Annotated in this window: 22 protein-coding genes; 9 read left to right on the top strand and 13 right to left on the bottom strand. The window is 69.9% G+C overall.

From position 1 onward, the window contains the following. Positions 1-118: 118 nt before the first annotated feature. The 6 genes from rpfC to A5700_RS06565 all read left to right on the top strand — a co-directional run bounded on the left by rpfC (position 119) and on the right by A5700_RS06565 (position 4,216). On the top strand, positions 119-529 hold the full coding sequence (rpfC, locus tag A5700_RS06590; RefSeq protein WP_068073726.1) for a resuscitation-promoting factor RpfC: 411 nt from the start codon (positions 119-121) through the stop codon (positions 527-529). A 35-nt stretch (positions 530-564) separates the two neighbouring features. Next, the gene (locus A5700_RS06585) at positions 565-1,038 is read left to right on the top strand and encodes an SRPBCC family protein (RefSeq protein ID WP_156671106.1); all 474 of its coding nucleotides are present in this window, start codon (positions 565-567) and stop codon (positions 1,036-1,038) included. An 18-nt stretch (positions 1,039-1,056) separates the two neighbouring features. Then, positions 1,057-1,899: an SDR family oxidoreductase gene (locus tag A5700_RS06580; RefSeq protein WP_068073727.1), complete on the top strand. Its 843-nt coding sequence runs from the start codon at positions 1,057-1,059 to the stop codon at positions 1,897-1,899. Between the two features lie 4 nt (positions 1,900-1,903). Continuing rightward, positions 1,904-2,326 (top strand): lipoprotein LpqH, encoded by a 423-nt coding sequence (locus tag A5700_RS06575; protein WP_068073728.1) that lies wholly within the window; start codon positions 1,904-1,906, stop codon positions 2,324-2,326. Positions 2,327-2,375: 49 nt separating this feature from the next. Beyond that, positions 2,376-3,698 (top strand): cytochrome P450, encoded by a 1,323-nt coding sequence (locus A5700_RS06570; protein WP_068073730.1) that lies wholly within the window; start codon positions 2,376-2,378, stop codon positions 3,696-3,698. A 74-nt stretch (positions 3,699-3,772) separates the two neighbouring features. Continuing rightward, entirely contained in the window at positions 3,773-4,216 is a 444-nt protein-coding gene (locus A5700_RS06565; protein WP_068073749.1) for a nuclear transport factor 2 family protein, read from the top strand. Positions 4,217-4,223: 7 nt separating this feature from the next. On the opposite strand, the gene A5700_RS06560 is transcribed toward A5700_RS06565, so the two are convergent. The 9 genes from A5700_RS06560 to bfr all read right to left on the bottom strand — a co-directional run bounded on the left by A5700_RS06560 (position 4,224) and on the right by bfr (position 14,696). Further along, on the bottom strand, positions 4,224-5,348 hold the full coding sequence (locus A5700_RS06560) for a hypothetical protein (protein ID WP_068073733.1): 1,125 nt from the start codon (positions 5,346-5,348) through the stop codon (positions 4,224-4,226). Positions 5,349-5,452: 104 nt separating this feature from the next. Further along, positions 5,453-5,641, bottom strand: a complete 189-nt coding sequence (locus A5700_RS25150; RefSeq protein WP_197502924.1) for a DUF3761 domain-containing protein — start codon at positions 5,639-5,641, stop codon at positions 5,453-5,455. 272 nt (positions 5,642-5,913) lie between these two features. Continuing rightward, entirely contained in the window at positions 5,914-7,926 is a 2,013-nt protein-coding gene (locus A5700_RS06555) for an adenylate/guanylate cyclase domain-containing protein (protein WP_068073735.1), read from the bottom strand. 80 nt (positions 7,927-8,006) lie between these two features. Continuing rightward, a complete protein-coding gene (locus tag A5700_RS06550) occupies positions 8,007-9,113 on the bottom strand; it encodes an amidohydrolase family protein (protein ID WP_068073737.1) in 1,107 nt (368 codons plus the stop codon). 6 nt (positions 9,114-9,119) lie between these two features. Beyond that, the gene (locus A5700_RS06545; protein WP_068073751.1) at positions 9,120-10,472 is read right to left on the bottom strand and encodes a glutamine synthetase family protein; all 1,353 of its coding nucleotides are present in this window, start codon (positions 10,470-10,472) and stop codon (positions 9,120-9,122) included. Positions 10,473-10,524: 52 nt separating this feature from the next. Beyond that, the gene (locus A5700_RS06540; protein ID WP_068073739.1) at positions 10,525-11,406 is read right to left on the bottom strand and encodes a TIGR03854 family LLM class F420-dependent oxidoreductase; all 882 of its coding nucleotides are present in this window, start codon (positions 11,404-11,406) and stop codon (positions 10,525-10,527) included. A gap of 77 nt (positions 11,407-11,483) precedes the next feature. Next, positions 11,484-11,978, bottom strand: coding sequence for a carboxymuconolactone decarboxylase family protein (locus tag A5700_RS06535; RefSeq protein ID WP_068073740.1), 495 nt, complete (start codon positions 11,976-11,978; stop codon positions 11,484-11,486). A 41-nt stretch (positions 11,979-12,019) separates the two neighbouring features. Beyond that, entirely contained in the window at positions 12,020-14,104 is a 2,085-nt protein-coding gene (locus A5700_RS06530; RefSeq protein WP_082966219.1) for an MDR family MFS transporter, read from the bottom strand. Between the two features lie 97 nt (positions 14,105-14,201). Then, entirely contained in the window at positions 14,202-14,696 is a 495-nt protein-coding gene (gene bfr, locus A5700_RS06525) for a bacterioferritin (protein ID WP_068072461.1), read from the bottom strand. Between the two features lie 331 nt (positions 14,697-15,027). On the opposite strand from bfr, the gene A5700_RS06520 reads away from it, so the two are divergent. Continuing rightward, positions 15,028-15,213 (top strand): bacterioferritin-associated ferredoxin, encoded by a 186-nt coding sequence (locus A5700_RS06520; protein ID WP_068072528.1) that lies wholly within the window; start codon positions 15,028-15,030, stop codon positions 15,211-15,213. A 16-nt stretch (positions 15,214-15,229) separates the two neighbouring features. Here A5700_RS06520 and A5700_RS06515 read toward each other — a convergent pair whose 3' ends face one another. From A5700_RS06515 to A5700_RS06500, 4 genes are read right to left on the bottom strand one after another with little or no spacing between them, the layout of a single operon-like run. Next, complete coding sequence (locus tag A5700_RS06515; RefSeq protein ID WP_068072464.1) at positions 15,230-15,982, bottom strand: enoyl-CoA hydratase/isomerase family protein; 753 nt, start codon at positions 15,980-15,982, stop codon at positions 15,230-15,232. Positions 15,983-16,002: 20 nt separating this feature from the next. Then, the gene (locus A5700_RS06510; protein ID WP_068072466.1) at positions 16,003-16,446 is read right to left on the bottom strand and encodes a TIGR03618 family F420-dependent PPOX class oxidoreductase; all 444 of its coding nucleotides are present in this window, start codon (positions 16,444-16,446) and stop codon (positions 16,003-16,005) included. A 12-nt stretch (positions 16,447-16,458) separates the two neighbouring features. Beyond that, complete coding sequence (locus tag A5700_RS06505; protein ID WP_068204551.1) at positions 16,459-17,160, bottom strand: EthD domain-containing protein; 702 nt, start codon at positions 17,158-17,160, stop codon at positions 16,459-16,461. Positions 17,161-17,188: 28 nt separating this feature from the next. Next, positions 17,189-18,124, bottom strand: coding sequence for a hydrogen peroxide-inducible genes activator (locus A5700_RS06500; protein WP_068072471.1), 936 nt, complete (start codon positions 18,122-18,124; stop codon positions 17,189-17,191). A 101-nt stretch (positions 18,125-18,225) separates the two neighbouring features. On the opposite strand from A5700_RS06500, the gene A5700_RS06495 reads away from it, so the two are divergent. Further along, positions 18,226-18,813, top strand: a complete 588-nt coding sequence (locus tag A5700_RS06495; protein ID WP_068072474.1) for a peroxiredoxin — start codon at positions 18,226-18,228, stop codon at positions 18,811-18,813. A gap of 95 nt (positions 18,814-18,908) precedes the next feature. Further along, positions 18,909-19,445 (top strand): alkyl hydroperoxide reductase, encoded by a 537-nt coding sequence (locus A5700_RS06490; RefSeq protein WP_068072477.1) that lies wholly within the window; start codon positions 18,909-18,911, stop codon positions 19,443-19,445. Positions 19,446-19,449 lie beyond the last annotated feature (4 nt).

The following is a 19,449-nucleotide window of genomic DNA, read 5'->3' as shown; positions in this document are numbered from 1 at the left end:
CACCGATTTCTAACCCTCCGATTTTCGCCGCCATTAAGCGATTCGCGCAGATAGACGGCCAATCTCGCGCCATTTCCAATTAGGTAACGCTTCGGCCACGGCCGCCGAAATCCCTGGCATGAGAAAACTCTGCAAGCCTCTCGTCAAGTCCTTGGTGATCGGCGGGTTCGTTGCAGCGTCCATGGCGTCGACGTCCGGTCCGGCCGGCGCCGCGCCCACCCCCAACTGGGATGCGGTCGCCCAGTGCGAGTCCGGCGGCAACTGGCACGCCAACACCGGCAACGGCGAATACGGTGGACTGCAATTCAAACCCGACACCTGGTATCGGTATGGCGGTGTCGGCAACCCGGCGGCCGCCTCGCGAGAGCAGCAAATCGCCGTCGCCGACCGGGTTTTCGCCGACCAAGGGGTGGAAGCGTGGCCCAAGTGCGGCGCCCAGTCGGGCCTGCCGATCGGCTGGTACTCGCATCCCGCCCAGGGCATCAAGGAAATCATCAACGGCCTGATCCAGGCGGCCGTCCCGCACTGATCAAACCCGGCAATGAGCTATGACCACGCATGAAGCTGTGTTTGGATCAGCCCATGGAAGGTTCGGCGACCGTGCACATGGCCGCGCCCGCGGACAAGATCTGGGAGCTGATCGCCGATGTGCGCAACGTCGGGCGGTTCTCCCCCGAAGTGTTCGAAGCCGAATGGCTGGGCGGCGCGACCGGGCCCGCCCTTGGCGCCACCTTCCGCGGTCACGTCCGCCGCAACGAAAAGGGGCCGGTCTATTGGACGACGTGCAAGGTCACCGCGTGCGAACCCGGCCGGGAATTCGGCTTCGCCGTCCTACTCGGTGACCGACCGATCAACAACTGGCACTATCGGCTGACGCCCGGTGACGGCGGCACCGACGTCACGGAGTCGTTCCGGCTGAACCCCGCAGCCTGGCTGGGCCTGTACTGGGTGTTCGGCGGCTTCCTGCGCAAGCGCCGCAACATCCGCGACATGACCAAGACCCTCAACCGCATCAAGACTGCGGTCGAGGCGAACTGAACCCGTCGGCGGCGCATCGTGCAATCGGTCTTCATCACCGGCGCCGGCAGCGGTATGGGCCGCGCCGGCGCTCAGCTGTTCCACGCCAAGGGGTGGCGGGTGGGTGCGGTGGACCGCAACGCGGACGGCCTGTCGGAGCTGGCCGGCGAGCTGGGTGACGACCGGCTGTGGACCCGGTCCGTCGACGTCACGGACAAGGCCGCGCTGGACGGCGCCCTGGCCGACTTCTGCGGCGGCAACCGCGGCGGCGGCCTGGACATGATGTGGAACAACGCCGGCATCGGCGAATCGGGCTGGTTCGAAGACGTGCCGTACGAGGCCGCCATGCGCGTCGTCGACGTCAACTTTCGGGCGGTGCTCGCCGGGGCGTACGGCGCACTGCCGTACCTGAAGCGGCGCCCGGGCAGCCTGATGTTCTCGACGTCCTCCTCGTCCGCGACCTACGGCATGCCCCGCATCGCCGTCTACTCCTCGACCAAGCACGCGGTCAAGGGGCTGACCGAGGCGCTCAGCGTCGAGTGGCAGCGGCACGGAGTGCGGGTCGCCGACGTCCTGCCCGGCTTGATCGACACCGCCATCCTCACCACCACGACCAACCACTCCGACGACGCGGCCGCCCGGATGACGGTTGAGGAGCTGCGCGCCGCCGCGCCGAGGCGGGGGATGCTCCGGCTGATGCCCGCGGCCAGCGTCGCCGAGGCGGCATGGCAGGCTTACCAGCACCCGACGCGGTTGCACTGGTACGTGCCGAAAAGCATCCGTCTGGTCGACCTGCTGAAGGGGCTGAGCCCGGAATTCGTGCGCGGCCGAATCGCGCAGTCCTTGCCTAAGCTGATGCCCAACCGCGAGCAGAGAAGGTGAGCTGATGCAACCGCGTTCGCCCTCGATCACTGTCGTCATCCTGGTCGCCGTCGCCGTCCTGGCCGGATGCGGTCAGGCCCAGACGACCGGACTGAAACCGGCCCGCGTCACCATCGCCGGCGCCGCGCACACGACACGGCCGCCCGCCTGCAGCCAGAACCAGTCGTACCGGACCATCGACATCCGCGACCACGACGGCGATGTCGAGGCGGTGGTCCTGCTCAGCGGCTACCGCGCGATGCCGCAGTGGGTCAAGATCCGCAACGTCGACGGGTTCACCGGAAGCTTCTGGCTCGGCGGGGTGGGCGACGCCCACGCCGACGTCACCAACAGCGCGTACACCATCTCCGGCAGCGCCTACGGCATCAACAGCAGCAAGCCGGACAAAGTGGTCACCACCGATTTCAAGATCGTCGCCGAGTGCTGACGCGCAGCGGTTCAGACGTGGGCGCGGCGACCGGCAGTGGGGAGGTCCGGTGAGGGAGCGACTGCACTGGTTGGCGATGCACGGCTTCGTCCGCGGCGCCGCCGCCCTCGGGGCGCGCCGGGGCGACATGCAGGCCAGACTCATCGCCGACCCCAGCGTTTCCGCCAACCCGGTGCCGTTCTACGAGGAGCTCCGCGCCCGCGGCACCCTGGTGAAGGGCCGGGTGGCCTATCTGACCGGGGACCACGCGCTGGCTCACGAGCTGCTGCGGTCGGACGACTTTCGGGTCGTCCTCTTCGGGTCCAATCTCCCGACGCCGCTGCGGCGGCTGGAACGGCTGAGCCGCGACAGCCTCATTCACCCGCTGCGGGCGCCGTCGCTGCTGGCCGTCGAACCACCCGACCACACCCGCTACCGCAAGACCGTGTCGGCGGTGTTCACGCCGCGCGCGGTGGCCGCGCTGCGTGACCGCGTCGAGCAGACGGCCGCGGAGCTGCTGGATCGGTTGGCCGCCGAGTCGGGGGTCGTCGACATCGTGGGGCGCTACTGTTCCCAGCTTCCCGTCGCGATCATCAGCGACATCCTCGGCGTGCCCGAACGGGACCGGCGGCGCGTACTGGAGTTCGGGGAGTTGGCCGCGCCGAGCCTGGACATCGGCCTGCCGTGGTGGCAATACCGCAGCGTGCAGCGCGGCATCGCCGGCTTCAACGCGTGGCTCACCGAGCACCTGCAACGGCTGCGGCGCGAACCCGGCGACAACCTGATGAGCCAATTGATTCAAGCCGCCGAAAGTGGTTCAGCAGACACGCATTTGAGCGAACGGGAGCTTGAAGCCGTCGCCGGCCTGGTGTTGGCCGCCGGCTTCGAGACCACCGTCAACCTGCTCGGCAACGGCATTCGGATGCTGCTGGACGCGCCCGCCCACCTGAACACCTTGCGGGCCCGGCCCGACCTGTGGCCCAACGCCGTCGAAGAGATCCTGCGGCTGGATTCGCCGGTGCAGCTGACCGCGCGGGTCGCCCGAACCGACGTCGAGGTCGCGGGCCGCCAGCTCGAACGCGGCAACCTGGTGGTGGTGTACCTGGCCGCCGCCAACCGGGACCCGGCCGTCTTCCCCGATCCGCACCGCTTCGACATCGAAAGACCCAACGCCGGAAAACATCTCGCCTTCTCCGGCGGCCGGCACTTCTGCCTGGGAGCGGCCCTGGCGCGCGCCGAGGGCGAAGTCGGGCTGCGGACCTTCTTCGAGCGCTTCCCCGACGTGCGCTCTGCGGGCGCGGGAAGCCGGCGCCAGACGCGGGTCCTGCGGGGCTGGTCGACGCTGCCGGTGACCCTGGGGCCGGCGCGGTCCATGGCCGCGGTCGACGGGTAGCGCGGCGGCGTCGCCGCGGCGGTTGACAGCGCCGCCGGGACGGAGTTAATTGAGCCGTTATGGCAGAGGCTTCCATGATTGCGGTGGACGACGTCGTACTCGGGCTGTGGCAGGCGCTGTCCCGGCGGGACTGGGACGCGGTGCAGGGCTTCCTGGCCGACGAGTGCCTGTACGTCGACATGCCCGTGCCCGCGCTGTCGGCGCGCGGCCCCGAGGACATCGTCAAGCGCCTGAAGATGGGTCTCGAGCCGCTGGCGGCCTACGAGAACCACGATGGCGTGTTGGTCTCCAATGGCGACGACGTCCTCTACGAGCACTCCGAGACGTGGACCTTCGGCACCGGCGAGCAAGGCGTGCTCCGGTTCGTCACCGTCCACAAGGTCGTGGACGGGAAAGTGACTGTCTGGAAAGACTATTGGGACTTCAACAGCCTGGTGGCGTTCGCGCCCCCGAACCACTTCGAGAACCTCGCGAACGCCGACACCAGTTGGGTGTTCGACGCCTCGGCGTTGGTGTGACGAGCGGCTAGGCCGCCGGCGGCGCCTGGTTGATCTCCGCGGTCGTGTCGGAGCGCTGCACGTAGGCCGCGTCGCGCACCGCGGCGTCCGACTCGAGCGCCGCGCCCAGGGCGCCCCCGATCATCGCTAAAGAGCATGTGAGCCACGCTAACTCGAGATAATCGCGCAGCGACGCCGGGTGGCCCACCGCGTCCCGGAACACCCGCGGCACCACGAACCAGAAGGCCGCTATCAGCGCCAGCACAAACAGGGCGGCGTAGAGGACCGTCACCCCAATGACGACGGTGACCGCGGTGGCGATGTTGAACAACAGGACCTGCTTGCGCGAGCCGGCGGTGACGACAGGTTCCCAAAGTTGCGCCCCCACAATCAGTGTCCCGGCGGTTGCGCCGATCGACAACACGCCCGTCCCCGTGAGACGAATCCAGTCGAAGGCGTCGGAGAGCCGCCAGATGTCCGAGGTCACCAGGGCTAGGACACCCACCGCCACCGCGCCGGTCAACGCGCGGGACAGCCGCAGGGACAACCGCCACGGCTGGTTGGCCGCCACCATGCCGCCCAACAGCACCAGGTTGCCTGTCAGGACCCGGGCGGTGTAGGCGAAGGACCCCTCGGCCGGGTCGGTGCCCAGCTCCCGCACCCGTTCCACCCACAACCGGCGGGCGGGCCGACGTGCGTCGCCGGCCGGGACGCGCTGCTGGTCCAGTCCGATCAGCCGCTCGAGCAGCCGCAGGATCATCTCTCGAAGCCGCAGGCGCGCGCCCAGGGCGCCGAGCGCGGGCACCGACACGATCGCCACGTTGCGCACCGGATTCGCGTGCGCCATCACGGGCCGCCGGTGCACGTGTAGCGGCAGATCGGTTAGGCACACCGCGACGTCCCAGCCGCGGTCGAGCAGCATCCTGCGGGCCGCCTCCACGATCGCCGCGTCGCTGGCCGGGGGCGCCACCAGGCGGTCCTCGACCAGCTCGATGCACCATTGGGCCCCGGACAGTCGCCGCTCGAGCTCCGCACTCAACCCGTTTTCGGCAAGTTCGGAGGCCAGACTGAACGCCGGGCCCGGCGCGCCGATGAGGCCCAACACAATTCGCGGCCCCGGCGCGGGGCGGGTAGGTTCCGTCGCAGTCACCATGCCTTCATTCTGACGTGCGTCGGCATCCGGACACGTCGACCGGTGCCCCGCGGAGCGCCGGCATGGCCACCCCTCGTCGGCCATGCCGGCGGTTCCCCGGCGCGTCACAGGTACTGCTGGACGCCTCCGTGTCCGTGGCAGGTGCCGCCGGAATGCGGATGCTCGCTGAACGACCAACTGCCGTCGGCACATTTGGCCGTCGCGTTCGGCGGTTGCGGACCACCCTGCTGCGGGTAGGGGACGCAGTCCCCGGACGCGGCGGTGTAGCAACCGCCACCCGGTGACGCAGGCACCGGCGAAGCTACACCGATGGCGACGGAGGCGAGGGCCGCGGCAAGAACGGCGGCGCGGGGCAACATCGGGTCGAACCTCCGGTAGTACGACTGAAGTGTGGTGACGCTGCCCGATTCGTCGATGGCAGCGTATGCGCCGCCAAGATTGCTCACACCGCGTTTGCGGAAAATTCCGTTACGGCTAAGGGATTTCCATCGCGGCAAGACCGCCGGTGGCGGGTTCCACCCCGATCCAGCACCGGCACAAGGACTTTCGCGGATACGCGGGGCCCTCACTCCCCCAGCCCGTGCAGCACCCGCAGCCGCACCGGGTCACGCTTGCCCTTGACCCCCACCCAGCCGTGCATGGTCACCCGCGCGGCCGCCCCCAGCGCCGCCGCGGTGTTGGGCCCGATCACGACCTGCCCGGGCTCGGCCAGGCTTTCCAGCCGGGCGGCCAAATTGATGGTGTCGCCGATGGCGGTGAAGTTGCGGATCTGTGGCGCACCGACATTGCCCACCAGGGCCGGTCCAGTATTGACCCCGACCCGGAATCGCGGCCACTCGGGGCGCCCGGCGGCCGCGGTCGCGACGACGCTGTGCAGCGCGAGCGCGGCGCCCGCCGCCCGCCGGACGTGATCGCGTTGGCGCACCGGCGCGTTCCAGATCGCCACCACCGCGTCCCCGGCGAACGGAAGGACCGTGCCGCCGGCATCGAGGATGACCGGGACGACCGCGCCGTAGTAGGCGTTGAGCATGCCGACCACCCGGTCGGGCGGAGTGACCTCGGTGAAGGCGGTGAATCCGTGCAAGTCGGCGGTCAGGACCGACACCTCGGTGGTGGCGCCGCCCAGGCCGGCCTGATCGGGGTCGGCGAGCAACGCGGTGGCCACCGCCGGCGACATGTAACTGCGGAACAACCCGTCGAGATGCCGGTACAGGCGCGCGTTCTCGAGCGCCATCGACGATTGGGTGGCGAACGATCGCAACAGCGCGACGTCGGCCTCGGAAAACTCCCCGTCCGGGCGGTGCGCCCAGATCATCCCGGCGACCTGGCCCTTCACCTCGAGGGGCAGTTCCACCGTCTGGTCGCGCGTCTCGGGGCCCAGCGCGTCGCAACAGCACTCGAGCACGCCGGAGTGCATCAGGCTCATCTGGAACCGGTCGCCGGGGAACGCGTCGGCCAGCGCGGCCATCACCCGGGCGAGGAGGTCCTCTTCCTCCTGGATGACGCTGGATTCCTGGCCCAGCGTGATCAGCCGGCCGAGCCTGCGGACGCGCTCCCGCTCGGCGCCCAGCGCCTCGGCGCCGCGTTTGAGGACGGCGACCTGCTGCTCGGACAGCTCGAACCGGTCGGCGAGCGCCGCCGCGGCCAGGCCAGGCGCCACCTGCTCGCCGCGCTCGCGGCGCTGCAGGATGTCGACCATCGCCTCCAGGGCCGCGGCGTAGTCGTGGCGCAGCTCGGCCACCGTCTGCCGCGTGGCCAGCCCGTCGAAGAGGCCCCGCACCGATCCCTCCTTGCGGAACTGCACCCGCGCGCTGTAGGCGATGAAGCAGAACGCCATCGTCATCAGCAGGTGCCACAGCCACCACGACGCGTGCCAGCTCATCCCGAGCGCCAGCGCCACCGAGGCCTCCGCCAGCAACACGAACGCGGTCAGCACAGACATCACGACCACCGCGGGGCGGCGCCGATAGATCGGGAAATAGGCGAGCGCCGCCACCGTGAACAGCACGCCGCCGGTGAGCGCCGCGATCTGCTCGCCGTGTTCCACCGCGTCCTGGTCGGGCAGCCGGTCCAGCACGCGCAGCCCGATCACCAATGCGGTGAGCCCGATGAGCGCCGCGACCACTGTCGAGACGGTCCGGCGCCAGGCCCACAGCCGGGCGCTGCGCGCCGGGGTGAACGTCATCGAGGAGGCCAGCGCCGCCAGCCCGGCCAGCACCAAACCCAACCGGGTGGCCAGCATGAAATTGGTGTCGGAGGTGTCCACCAGGACGCCGGGCGTGTAGAGGGCGTGCACGCCGAAGAACCCGGCCGTGGTCATGAACACCAGCGACACCAGCCATAGGCGGGCGTCGTCGCGGGCGCGGGATTCGCGGGCGATCATCGCGCCCAAGACCACGCTCACCGAGGAGGCGGACAGAACGAGCGCGAAGTGCGCCAGCCGGTTGTCCCATTCCAGGTCGACCCTCGGCACGTCCAAGAGCAGCCACAACGCCAGCATGGGCAGCGTCATGTGCATCAGCCAGTTCGCGGTGCGCACCCGCGACCCGCGGCGCGGAGGCGCGCTGGTGGTCGTCATCCCTAGGGCAACCGCGCACGCGGCCGTCGTCATCCCGGTTCGGCCGAACCGCCCGGACATCTCCTGACCGCGCGGCGGGATCAGAGGCGGTAGAGGCGGCGGGCGTTGCCGTGGGCGATGAGGTCGGCCACCCGGATCGCGTCGCCCACGCTCCAGTCGCCCCGGTCCACGAACTCCCCCAGCACGCGCCGCATGCCCCGGCGCCACAACGCGGCGCCGAGGTAGTGCAGCTCCGCCGGGCCGAAGCCGTCCGAGGAGTACAGGATCTTGCCGAACGGGGCCATTTCGAGCAGCCGGGCAAGGAATGCCGGCGCGCGCCCACCCAGGTGGGTCACGGTCAGCCCGCAGTCGAGGTAAACGTTGTTGAACGCCTGCGCCAGATACCCGGCCTCCCGTTCGTAGGGGTAGCAGTGCAGCAGCACGATCGGGGTGTCGGCCGACTGGCGCAGGAAGTCCAGTAGCAGCAACGGATTGGCTTGGTGCAGGTCGCAGTCGCGGTCGCCGAACCCGACGTGGAACTGCAACGGCTTGCCCAGCCGCAGCGCCCGATGCAGCCCGAACCGCAGCAGCACCCGCTCCTGTAGCCGGGTGCCGCCGTCGTCGCGCCACCGGCTCGCGGCCGCGGCCACCTGGCTCGGGGACGGTTCGCTCAGGTCGCCGGCGAAACCGCCCCGGTAGGCCAGAATCGATTTGGTGCCCACGGCGGTGGCGCAACGCCGGTGCAGGATGTCCTCGAACGCCGCCGCGTAGTCGCCGGGCGCGCGCGCTGCCTGCTCGGCGACCTCCTCGAGCCGGACGATCTCGTGGGCGCGCTCCCCCGACGCCGCGGCCATCTCGGCGACGCCGGCGATGTCCGCGGGGATTCCGGTGTCCACCAGCCAGTCGCTGACCTGCGCGGCGGGCAGGAACAGCCGGGCCAGTTCGTCCTCGCGCAGCGCGCTGCGGCGGTCCCAGTACGCGTCGGGTTCCACGTGCTTGGGCAGCCCTAGCACCGGGGCGCAATGCGCGCGCACCGCGAACCCCAGTTGGGAGTCGAACCCGGACGCCGCGAGCGGGGCGGTGTTCGCCTCGTTCAGCGCGTTCTCGAAGCGTGCCCGGTCGCCGGCCGTGCGCCAGCAGCCGTGCACGTGCTGATCGATCAGCCGCACGTCATCGAGGTGCCGGGCCAGGGCGGCAGCATCGGGCATCGCGGCTCACACGCTCCAGGCCATGCGGAAGGTGTTCACCAGGTCCTCCGGCGTGAGGTCGCCGTAGCGTTCGTGCTCAAGGCGCCGCACCGCGACCACCATGTCCACCGCGGCGTCACCGAGCAGGTTGCGGACCAGCGCCGAACGGTCGAGCGCGGCGATCGCCTCGGGCTGCGACGGCGCCAGCCCGACGATGCCGCCCTGCCGCCGCTCGGCCTCGGACAGCCGCGCCGGATCGACCGTCACCTCCGGCGGCAACGGGGCCTGGCGCCGGATCCCGTCGAGGGCCAGGCCCAGGATGACGGCGGAGGCCAGGTAGGGGTTCGCCGACGGGTCCACCACTTTCACCTCGACGTTCGCGCCGTGCGGGTTGGCCGGGCCGGCGGCGATGAACCGCGCCGCCGCCTCGCGATTCTCGGTGCCCCAGCACGCGTACGCGCCGGCCCAGTTACCGGGACGCAGTCGCAGGCCGGACACGATCGACCCGCACAGCACGCCCTGCGCCTGGGTCAGACCGCTCACGACGCCGGCCAGCGCGCTTTCCCCGGCGGGCCGCATTCCGCGCGCCCCGGTGCCGCCCGAGAACACCGGTCCGCCCCGGGTGTGTAGCGAAAAGTGTTGATGCGCGCCCGATCCCACGCCGCCGGCGAACGGCACCGGCGAGAAGCTCGCCCGCAGGCCGTGCCGCCGGGCGAGGCGGCCGACGAGCAGCCGGGTCAACACCAGCTGATCGGCGGCCGCCACCGGGGATTGTGGCGGCAGCGACAGCTCGAATTGGTTGGCCCCGTACTCGGGGTGCAGTTGCTCGATCCCGACGCCCGCCGCTTCCGCGTGCGTGATGACGTCGCGGACGAACGCTTCGTGCTCAAGGACGCCGGCGAGGCCGTATTGCGCCCACAACGTCGACGGCAGCCGGGCCCCGTCGGGGGCGACCAGCACGAATTCCACCTCGTGGCCCACCGCCGCGGTGACACCGGCCGCGGCCAGCGCGGCCTCGACGCGGCGCAGGGTGCCGCGGGCGCACGCGGGCACGGTCGCGCCGTCCTGCTCGAAGAAGCCCGCGGGCGCCCAGGCCAGGCCGCGGTCGACGATGCGCAACGCCGCGGGGTCGATGCGTAGGCGCTGGTCCCCCACGACGCCGACTTCGCCGGTGAAGGCGATGCCGACCTGGTCGATGGCGAAGGCGTGCCACGAGGGGCTGGCGCCCAGCCCGGGGTCGGCGAACGCGCCGGCGCGCCGCCCCGAAACCGTCTTGGCCAGGATGAGGCCGGCGGGGTTGACCACGGTGCCGACGACGGTGTCTATGTCACCGTCCGGGAGGTGCCACGCTGCGCCGCCCGCGGCCGGTGTGGCCGTCACCGAGGTCCCGCCGCGCGCGCTGCCATGCAAGCATTGTGCCGGGCCGCGGGCTTCAGTTCTGCCGGGTGACCAACTCGGTGACGAAACGATCGAGGAAGCCCTCAAGGGGCGCTCCGCCGGCGGGGCGGATCACGAACTTCGTCAGTCCGGCCTCGATGTAGGCGTCGAGCTGGCGGTGTAGCCGGTCCCAGCCCGCGGCGATCAGCTCGCCCGGGTCGACGTCCGGGCGCCGGCGGCGCGCCGCGGCGGCCAGCTCCGCGGGTACCTCGCCCTCCACGACGGCCAACGAGATGCCGAAATGGTCGGGTTCGACCCGCCGGCCGGCGTCCGCGGCCGCGTGTTCGATGGCTTCGCGCCCGGCCCGGGCCTCGGCCGGCGTCAGGAAGCTGCCCAGCCAGCCATCACCGAGCTCCCCGATGCGCCGAAACGCCGCCGGCGCCGAGCCGCCTAGCCAGATGTCCAGCGGCGGTGTGGGTTTCGGCGCGACGGCGGCGCCGGTGACGGTGAAGTACTTGCCGGCGTAGTCGGCCGCATCCTGAGTCAACGCGGCGCGCAGCACCCGTAGCGATTCGTCGAACACGGCCGCGCGCTGCCCGTCGGGTACCACGAACACCTCGCGCTCGGCCGGGATCGCCGAGCGCAGCCCGAACACCGGCAGCACCCGCTTGGGCGCGAGCGCCGCGAGGGACGCCAGCTGCTTGGCTACCAGCACCGGGTGTCGCCCGGGAAGCACGGCGACGGACGTGCCGACCTTCAAGCGGCTGGTGCGCGCCAACGCGTAGGCCATGCCGATCATCGGGTCGACCGCCGGGGAGTACACCAGCTCGGAGAACCAGATCGAGTCGACACCGTTGCTTTCGAGATGGTCGACGATGCCCGCCAACCGGTCCGGCGCCGTGTCCGCGCCAAGGCCGACGCCGAAGCGGATCTTCACCGGCGTGTTCTTTCGTTCACCGCTAGCGCAACGCCCCGCCGCCGGGTTTTGTGCCCAGCGCGGCAAGAATTGGACGGCTACGCGCGGCTGGGGATGGTCAGCTTGCAGGCCTGTCCCAGGTCGAGCGTCCGCAGCACCCTGCCCATGCCCACCCAGAGCGCGCAGGACAGGGCCAGGTCGGCAAGCAACTCGTCGGAGAAGTGTTGCGCGCAGCGGCTCCAGAAGTCCTCGTCGTCGCGCAGCGCCGTGTGCTCCGTCGCGAACCGATCCGCGAATTCGGCGGCCAACCGCTCCTGGTCACTGAAGCCGGGCCAGGTGCGCCAGTCCAGCGCGTGGTCGTACAACTCCTCGTCGACGCCCTGGGCGGGGCCGTCGGCGTCGCGGGTGTTGACGCAGACGACACACTCGTTGCGGTGGGCGATCACCGTGCGCGCGATTTCGCGGGTCCGCAGCGGCAGCCGGCTCTTGGAGTACACCGCCTCGCTGAATCCGGCGAGCGCCCCGCCGAGATCGGGAGACTTCACAAACCATCCGGCGAGGTCATCGTCAGCGAAGGTTCCGATTCGGCTCATGGCGTGATGGTACGCCCGCGCCGGACGCCGGCATACAGCTGTCAGCGCAGCGGACGCGGCGCCGGTGTCCGGATGGTCGTGGTGGGCTGCTCTTCGTGCCAATCGCGTTGCGCCACAAGGCGTCCTGCGACGCGCTCCAACGCGGCCTCCACCTGCCGGCGATCCGGGCGGCCCTCGAATCCGGGCGAGCGCGCGAGCTTGTCGACGAGCCAGGCCACCAGCAACGCGTGCACGTAGGCGACCTGTTGCGCCCCGGCAGGCGTCAGCCACATCAGCTCGCCGTCGCGGCGCACGTAGCCGGTGGTGACCAGGCGCGTGAAGGTCGGCTCGAGCACCTCGAACGGAATGCGCGCGTAGTCGGCCATGTCGGTGATCTTGGCCGTCCCGTACAACTGGGAGTACCGGTTGACGCGCAACACCCCCCACAACCCGGCGACGTCGAGTTGGCAATCGGGGCGCATGGCGATGCTGCGCAGCCGCATCCCCGTCTCGCCGCGCAGCATCCGGGCGATCGCGGTTTCCAGCATCTGGTCCGGCGTCTCGCTGGTCGGCATGCCGAACGCGTCGCCGAGATCGACTGTGCTGTCGTGCAAGTCGCGCAGCGGCACTTCGCGCAGAAACAACGCCAACACGAAGCCCACCAGGGCGACCGGCGCCGCCCACAAGAACACCTGGGTGAGCGACTCGGCGTAGGCGGCGACGATGGGCGCGGCCACGTTATGCGGCTGCCGGTGCAAGGCTTCCGGGGACGCGACGGCGCTGGGCGGCGCGCCGCTGGCCGCCAGAGCCGCCCCCATTCGGTGGTTCAGGAAGTTGACGAACAGCGAACCGAAAATTGCCGCCCCGAACGAACTTCCGATCGTCCTGAAGAAGGTGACGCCGGAGGTGGCGACGCCCAGGTCTTCGAAGTTCGCCGTGTTCTGCACGATCAAGACCAGCACCTGCATGGACAGGCCGATGCCGGCGCCGAGCACGACCAGATACAGCGACTGCACCACCGTCGGGGTGGACGGCTGCATCCGCGACATCAACACAAACGCCAACGCCATCAGCGCGGTTCCGGCTACGGGGAACACCTTGTAACGACCCGTGCGCCCGACGATGGTGCCGCTGCCGGTCGAGGTGAACAGCATGCCGACCACCATCGGCAGCGTGCGCAGACCGGAGGTGGTCGCCGAGACGCCGTTGACGTACTGCATGTAGGTCGGCAGGAACGTCATGGCGCCCAGCATGGCGAACCCGACGACGAAGGAGAGCACGCAGCACACCGTGAACACCGGGCTGGCGAACAACCGGATCGGCAGGATCGGCTCGGCGGCGCGGCGCTCCACGACGACGAACACGCCCAGCGCCACGGCGGCCCCGACGAACAACCCGACGATGGTCGGCGATCCCCACGCGTACAGGGTGCCGCCCCAGCTGGTGGCCAGCGTCAGCCCCGCCGCGCCCAGGCCGATGAACGCGATGCCCGCGTAATCGACGGCAGGTTTGGAGGCGGCGGTCAGCGCCGGAATCGCCGCGGCCGCAACGAAAATGACGATCACCGAGATGGGCACGTTGACCCAGAACGCCCACCGCCAGGTCAGGTAGTCGGTGAAGTAACCGCCCAGCAGCGGACCGATGACCGTCGTGACGCCGAAGACGGCGCCCAGGATGCCTTGGTAGCGGCCGCGTTCCCGCAACGGGACGACCTCGCCGATCAGCGCGCTGGCGGTGACAGTGATGCCGCCGCCGCCGATCCCCTGCAAGGCGCGGGCCGCGACCAGCATGGCCATCGATTGCGCCAGGCCGCACAGGATCGAGCCGACGACGAAGAAGACGATGGCGACCTGGAACACCCGCTTGCGACCGAAGACATCACCGAGCTTGCCGACCAAGGCGGTGACGATCGTCGAGGCGAGCAGGTAGCTGGTGACCACCCACGACTGGTGACCCGCGTCCCCGAGATTGGCGACGATCGTCGGCAACGCCGTCGCCACGATCGTCTGGTCCAACGCGGCCAGCAGCATGCCGAGCACGATCGCGACGAAAATCAGGTTGCGTCGTTGTGGGCTGATCAGCGCCGCGCTGCCCGCCTGGTCGGCGAGAGCGGGTCCGCTCGGCGCCGCCGTGTCAGGGGTCGTCATGGGTGCCTCTCGTTTGCCGTTCGCCGCTGATAATGCCCAGGGTCAGTCGACGGCAATCGCAGGCGCGCCGGGTGCGCCCGTGCGGGGCGCGCCGCGGTTAGCCCCCGGACCCGCCGCCCGGCGGCCGCGAAACGCACTGCGCCGAGTAGAGCTCCTCGCCGAGCTTGTCCATCAGTTGCAGCTGCGTCTCCAGGTAGTCCACGTGCAGCTCCTCGTCGGCCACGATCCGCTCGAAGAGGTTGGCGGTGGTGCTGTCCTGCTTTTCCCGGCAGAAGACGATCGCGGGCTTGAGGCGTTCCAGCACCTCGTACTCGATGGCCAGGTCGGCCTCGAACTGCTCGCGCAGCGTCTGGCCGATGCGCAGCGAAAACAGGCGCTGATAGTTGGGCAGCCCGTCGAGCAGCAAGATGCGGTCGGTGATCGCCTCGGCGTGCCGCATCTCGTCGAACGATTCGGCCCGGGTGTGCTCGGCCAGTTCCGTGAAGCCCCAATTGTCCTGCATCTTCGAATGCAGGAAGTATTGGTTGATCGCGGTGAGCTCGCTGGTCAACTGTTCGTTGAGCAGGCGCAAAACCTCCGGATCCCCTTGCATGAATCACTCCTCCGGTGTGGACGGGCTGTCGCGGCGGGCCATGGCGGGCGGATGCGCACCCCCTGGGCTGTAGCAGCACTTTGCCATGCGCACAGCGAATCTTCCAGCAAGGTTTGGCTGCGCTCACCGCGTCGCGGCGTGGACCGCGCCCAGGCATTCTTAGGTTAGACTGCGCTTATCGACTTAGGTTAGACTCATCTAATATGCGGCGATATGCGGCGGCGAGTTCGAGGGGACTTCTGATGATCCGGGAGCACCACTTCGGCACCGGCCCGCGGTCGCGTGCGGGAGCGTTCGACGAAGGGATTGCCTGCGTGCGGGGGTGGCGCTGATGTACGTGTGCCTGTGTGTGGGAGCCACCAATCAGACGGTGTGCGACGTCGTCGCCCGCGGCGCCTCCACGTCCAAGGAGGTGGCCGCCGCGTGCGGTGCCGGCGCCGACTGCGGGCGCTGCCGGCGCACGCTGCGGGCCATCATCGCCGCCGCAGCAAACATGGAGACGGCGCCCGCGGTGTAGCGGTTTGCAGTTCGGCCTAGCGCGCTCTGTTGAATTCGGCGAGCGCCGCGGCGTTGGCCTGGGCGCCCATCAACTCGGCGAAGTGAGCGTTCTCCCGGGCGCTGGCCGCCGCGATCTGCGGGCGCAGCGGTTCGGTCATGGTGTGCTTCACCGCCATCAGGCTGGCAATGGGGCGTGCGGCCAGGACCTCCGCATGCCGGCGCGCCTCGGTCAGCAGTTCGTCGGGTTCGCAGACGCGCCAGACCAGACCCATGCGGAGCGCCTCGTCGGCGTCGACCCATTCCGACGACATCAGCAGCCAGGCGGCGTTCTGCCGGCCGACGAGCTGGGGCAGCAGGTACGACGACGCCGCCTCCGGCGCCACGCCCAGGCTGGTGAACGGGCACTTCAACCGGGCCGTCGACGACATGAACGCCAGGTCGGCGTAGCCGAGAATGGTGGCACCGATCCCGATTCCGACGCCGTTGACCGCGCAGATCAGCGGTTTGGGGAACGCGCTCAGCGCGTCGATCAGGCCGACGAAACCGTGCTTGCCCGGCGTGAAATCCGGGTCGGTGATGCGCGCCTGCATCTCGGTGAGGTCGGTGCCGGCGCTGAATCCGCGGCCCGCGCCGGTGAGCAGCACGACCGCCACCTCCGGATCGTCGGCGGCGGCCAACAGCGCCTCGGCCGTGGCGTCGTAGAGCGCCTCGTTGAAGGCATTCAGCGCCTCCGGCCGATTCAGCGTGAGAGTGCGTACCCGCTTATCGTCGTTGATCTGCAGCGTCACGGCTTGAGAGCCTATCGGCCTCAACCGTTGCTGTAGACCCGGGTCGGGTCGATCAGCACGACGGCGCGCCTCTCGTCGGCCATCACCCGGTCGTAGGTGTCCCAGTCGTCGTGGGTGCCCCCCGCGGCGGTGAACACCTCGCGCAGCAGCAGCCGCAGCCGGTCGGGGTCGGCGAGCCACGGCCGCGGGTCGTCGGGGCCGACCAGTTCGGCGCGGCCCTCGACGGTGGCCCAGCGCCATCCGTCGCGGAAGGTGACCGCTAGCTGCGGGCGCGCCCGCAGGTTGGCGAGCTTGACCTTGCCGTAGGTGGTGAAGCCGAGCACCCGTTGGCCCCCGTCGGGGTGCGTCAACAGGCCGACGTTGACCAGCGACGCCTGCACCGTCGAGTCGGCGCGGACCGTCGAGATCACCGCCAGCCCGCTGTCCGCCGCCGCCAGCCCGACGGCCTCGTCCAGCGTTGTCATACGACCACCACCTCAGTCCTTGAACGGCGAGCGGAGCACGTACCGGCTGGTGGGCACGGTGTCGATGTTCTCGTTGGCGCCGAATGCTGTTGTACTGGCGACCATCCGGCTCAGGCGGTCGTGCAGATCGGCGTCGTCGGCGGCGCCGAAGAACGCCCTGAGGTCGGTGACGGCCTCCGCCGGGAACAACTCCTCGACGATGGCGGCGATTCCCGGCGCGTCGGGAGTCAGGGCTCGCACCACCCAGTTCTGGGTGTAACCGAACGTCGACTGCGTCTCGATGGCCACCGGCGTGTGGTCGCCTTGCCAGCGCGCCAGCCACGTCTCCCGGTCCAGGCCGGCGGGCCGGCGCAGCAGCGCGACGTTGGCCAATCCCGGTGTCGCGGTCCCCGGCTCGACGGCGGGCGCCTCGAGCGGCACCGACTCGGTCACCAGGTAGGCGGCGAGCCGTTCGCACTCGCCGGCGAGCAGCCCGAGCGCCGCTCGCAGCTGGTCGCCGTAGCACTGCTGCGTCCACATGCTGACCACCGCGGCGGCCGGCGGGTCCAGCGTGGTCAGGGTCATCAGCGAGTTCCGCACCGGGGCGTCGCGGACATTGATCGCCAGTCCCGGCAGTCCCAGTTGCAGCAGCGCGTCGGCGACGGGGCCCCGCTGCCGGGCGCACCAGTCGTCGTCCGGCTCGGCGCGCATCAGCACCGCGATCACCTTCTCCATGCGCCGAACCTACCGCCGCGGGCGCGGCCTATTTCACCAGCCGGACCTGGTGTTGACTGCCGACCAGTTCACCGATCGTCGCGGCGAGCCGGCGGTAGGACTCGTCGCGGCCGCTGGAGGACCGGTACACCAGCCCGATCCGCCGACCCGGCCGGGGGGCCGCGAACTGCGCCAGGCCGAGCCGGCTGCGAGAGGCCTCGACCGGCACGGCGGTCTGCGGGATCAGAGTCACGCCGAGCCCCCCGGTCACGCACTGCACCGCGGTCGCCAGCGACGCCGCCCGGGTGTTGGCCAGGTCGGGGCGCACCCCCGCGATGTGGCATACCTCGAGCGCCTGGTCGCGCAGGCAGTGCCCCTCGTCCAGCAGCAACAGCGGCAACTCGGCGAGCGCCGTGGTGGGCACCCGACGCTTGCCGGACAGCGGGTGTGCGGGCGGCAACGCCAGCACGAAATCCTCGTCGTAGATGGGGATTGCGGTGACACCGCCGACGTCCGCGGGCAGGGCGATCAGCGCCGCGTCCAGCGCCCCCTCCCGCAGCACCGTGAGCAGGCGTTCGGTCTGGTCCTCGATGACGCGCAGGTTCAGCCCGGGCAACTCCTCGGCGAGCCCCGCCAGCACCGTCGGCAGCACATACGGCGCGACCGTCGGGATGAGCCCCAGGCGCATCCCGCTGCGCAACGGGTCGGCGGAGCCGGCGGCCGCGGCCGTGAACGCGTCTGCCGCGTCGACGACGGCCTGCGCGCGCGGCAGCAGCTGCGCGCCCTCCGCCGTCAAGAGGACACGCCGGGTCGACCGCTCGACCAGCCGGGTGCCCAGGCCGCCCTCCAGGGCGGCCAGCGCCTGCGACAAGGTGGACTGGCTGAGGCCGAGAGCCGTTGCGGCACTGCTGAATTGACGCTTCTCCGCCACTGCGACGAACGCCCGCAGGCCGGCGATCGTGGGCTGATAACTCTTATCGGGCATGCCTATAAGTGTAGTGGGAAATATCACCTTTACTTCAACAAGGGTAGACGGCACCATGGGCGTAGACCACCAAACTTGACTTGATCCAATTAAGGAGCGATATGCCTTTGTTGACCATCGGCGACCAGTTCCCCGCCTACGAACTCACCGCGCTCATCGCGGGTGATCTGTCCAAGGTCGACGCCAAGCAGCCCGAGGACTACTTCACGACGGTCAGCAGCGACGACTACGAGGGCAAGTGGCGCGTGGTGTTCTTCTGGCCCAAGGACTTCACCTTCGTGTGCCCCACCGAGATCGCGGCGTTCGGCAAGCTGAACGACGAGTTCGCCGACCGCGACGCGCAGGTGCTCGGGGTGTCCATCGACAGCGAGTTCGTCCACTTCAACTGGCGCGCCCAGCACGAGGACCTGAAGAACCTGCCGTTCCCCATGCTGTCGGACATCAAGCGGGAGCTGAGCCTGGCCACCGGCGTCCTCAACGCCGGCGGCGTGGCCGACCGGGCCACCTTCATCGTCGACCCCAACAACGAGATCCAGTTCGTCTCCGTGACGGCCGGTTCCGTGGGCCGCAACGTCGAAGAGGTGCTGCGAGTCCTCGACGCGCTGCAATCCGACGAGCTGTGCGCCTGCAACTGGCGCAAGGGCGACCCGACGCTGAACGCCGGCGAGTTGCTCAAGGCGTCCGCCTGAGCGGAGCCCGCGCGTGATCCGTGGTCCGGGCCTGATTAAAGGCCCGGACTTCGGTCATTCCCCCTAAGGTCGAGAGGTCGGACGAGGAGACCAGGATGAGCATAGACAACCTCAAAGAAGCGCTGCCCGAGTACGCCAAGGACCTCAAGCTGAACCTCGGCTCGATCAGCCGCACCACCGAGCTCAACGAGGAGCAGCTCTGGGGCACCCTGTTGGCCTGCGCCGCGGCCACACGAAACCCCCAGGTGCTCAGCGAGATTGGCACCGAGGCGGCCGACACGCTGTCCGCCGAGGCCTACCACGCCGCCCTGGGCGCGGCGTCGATCATGGCGATGAACAACGTGTTCTACCGCGGCCGCGGGTTCCTCGACGGCAAGTACGACGACCTGCGCGCGGGGCTGCGGATGAACATCATCGCCAACCCCGGCGTGGAGAAGGCGAACTTCGAGCTGTGGTGTTTCGCGGTGTCATCGATCAACGGGTGCCCCGACTGCGTCGCCGCCCACGAGCACACGCTGCGCGAGGCGGGCGTCAGCCGCGAATCCATCCAGGAAGCGTTGAAGGCCGCGGCCATCGTCTCCGGGGTTGCCCAGGCGATCGCCGCGGCCCAGACGCTGGCGGGCGTCGGCTGATCGC

The sequence above is a fragment of the Mycobacterium sp. E1214 genome (genome assembly GCF_001666755.1).
Classification (GTDB): domain Bacteria; phylum Actinomycetota; class Actinomycetes; order Mycobacteriales; family Mycobacteriaceae; genus Mycobacterium.
The sequence above is the reverse complement of the archived record's forward strand: the minus strand, read 5'-3'. Positions and strand labels throughout refer to the sequence as shown.

Excerpts from the sequence above, each read along its gene's own strand:
- rpfC (WP_068073726.1), top strand. The coding sequence starts at position 119 with ATGAGAAAACTCTGCAAGCCTCTCGTCAAGTCCTTGGTGATCGGCGGG.
- A5700_RS06575 (WP_068073728.1), top strand. The coding sequence starts at position 1,904 with ATGCAACCGCGTTCGCCCTCGATCACTGTCGTCATCCTGGTCGCCGTC.
- A5700_RS06565 (WP_068073749.1), top strand. The coding sequence starts at position 3,773 with ATGATTGCGGTGGACGACGTCGTACTCGGGCTGTGGCAGGCGCTGTCC.
- A5700_RS06560 (WP_068073733.1), bottom strand. The coding sequence starts at position 5,348 with ATGGTGACTGCGACGGAACCTACCCGCCCCGCGCCGGGGCCGCGAATT.
- A5700_RS06555 (WP_068073735.1), bottom strand. The coding sequence starts at position 7,926 with ATGACGACCACCAGCGCGCCTCCGCGCCGCGGGTCGCGGGTGCGCACC.
- A5700_RS06550 (WP_068073737.1), bottom strand. The coding sequence starts at position 9,113 with ATGCCCGATGCTGCCGCCCTGGCCCGGCACCTCGATGACGTGCGGCTG.
- A5700_RS06535 (WP_068073740.1), bottom strand. The coding sequence starts at position 11,978 with ATGAGCCGAATCGGAACCTTCGCTGACGATGACCTCGCCGGATGGTTT.
- A5700_RS06530 (WP_082966219.1), bottom strand. The coding sequence starts at position 14,104 with ATGACGACCCCTGACACGGCGGCGCCGAGCGGACCCGCTCTCGCCGAC.
- bfr (WP_068072461.1), bottom strand. The coding sequence starts at position 14,696 with ATGCAAGGGGATCCGGAGGTTTTGCGCCTGCTCAACGAACAGTTGACC.
- A5700_RS06520 (WP_068072528.1), top strand. The coding sequence starts at position 15,028 with ATGTACGTGTGCCTGTGTGTGGGAGCCACCAATCAGACGGTGTGCGAC.
- A5700_RS06510 (WP_068072466.1), bottom strand. The coding sequence starts at position 16,446 with ATGACAACGCTGGACGAGGCCGTCGGGCTGGCGGCGGCGGACAGCGGG.
- A5700_RS06505 (WP_068204551.1), bottom strand. The coding sequence starts at position 17,160 with ATGGAGAAGGTGATCGCGGTGCTGATGCGCGCCGAGCCGGACGACGAC.
- A5700_RS06500 (WP_068072471.1), bottom strand. The coding sequence starts at position 18,124 with ATGCCCGATAAGAGTTATCAGCCCACGATCGCCGGCCTGCGGGCGTTC.
- A5700_RS06495 (WP_068072474.1), top strand. The coding sequence starts at position 18,226 with ATGCCTTTGTTGACCATCGGCGACCAGTTCCCCGCCTACGAACTCACC.
- A5700_RS06490 (WP_068072477.1), top strand. The coding sequence starts at position 18,909 with ATGAGCATAGACAACCTCAAAGAAGCGCTGCCCGAGTACGCCAAGGAC.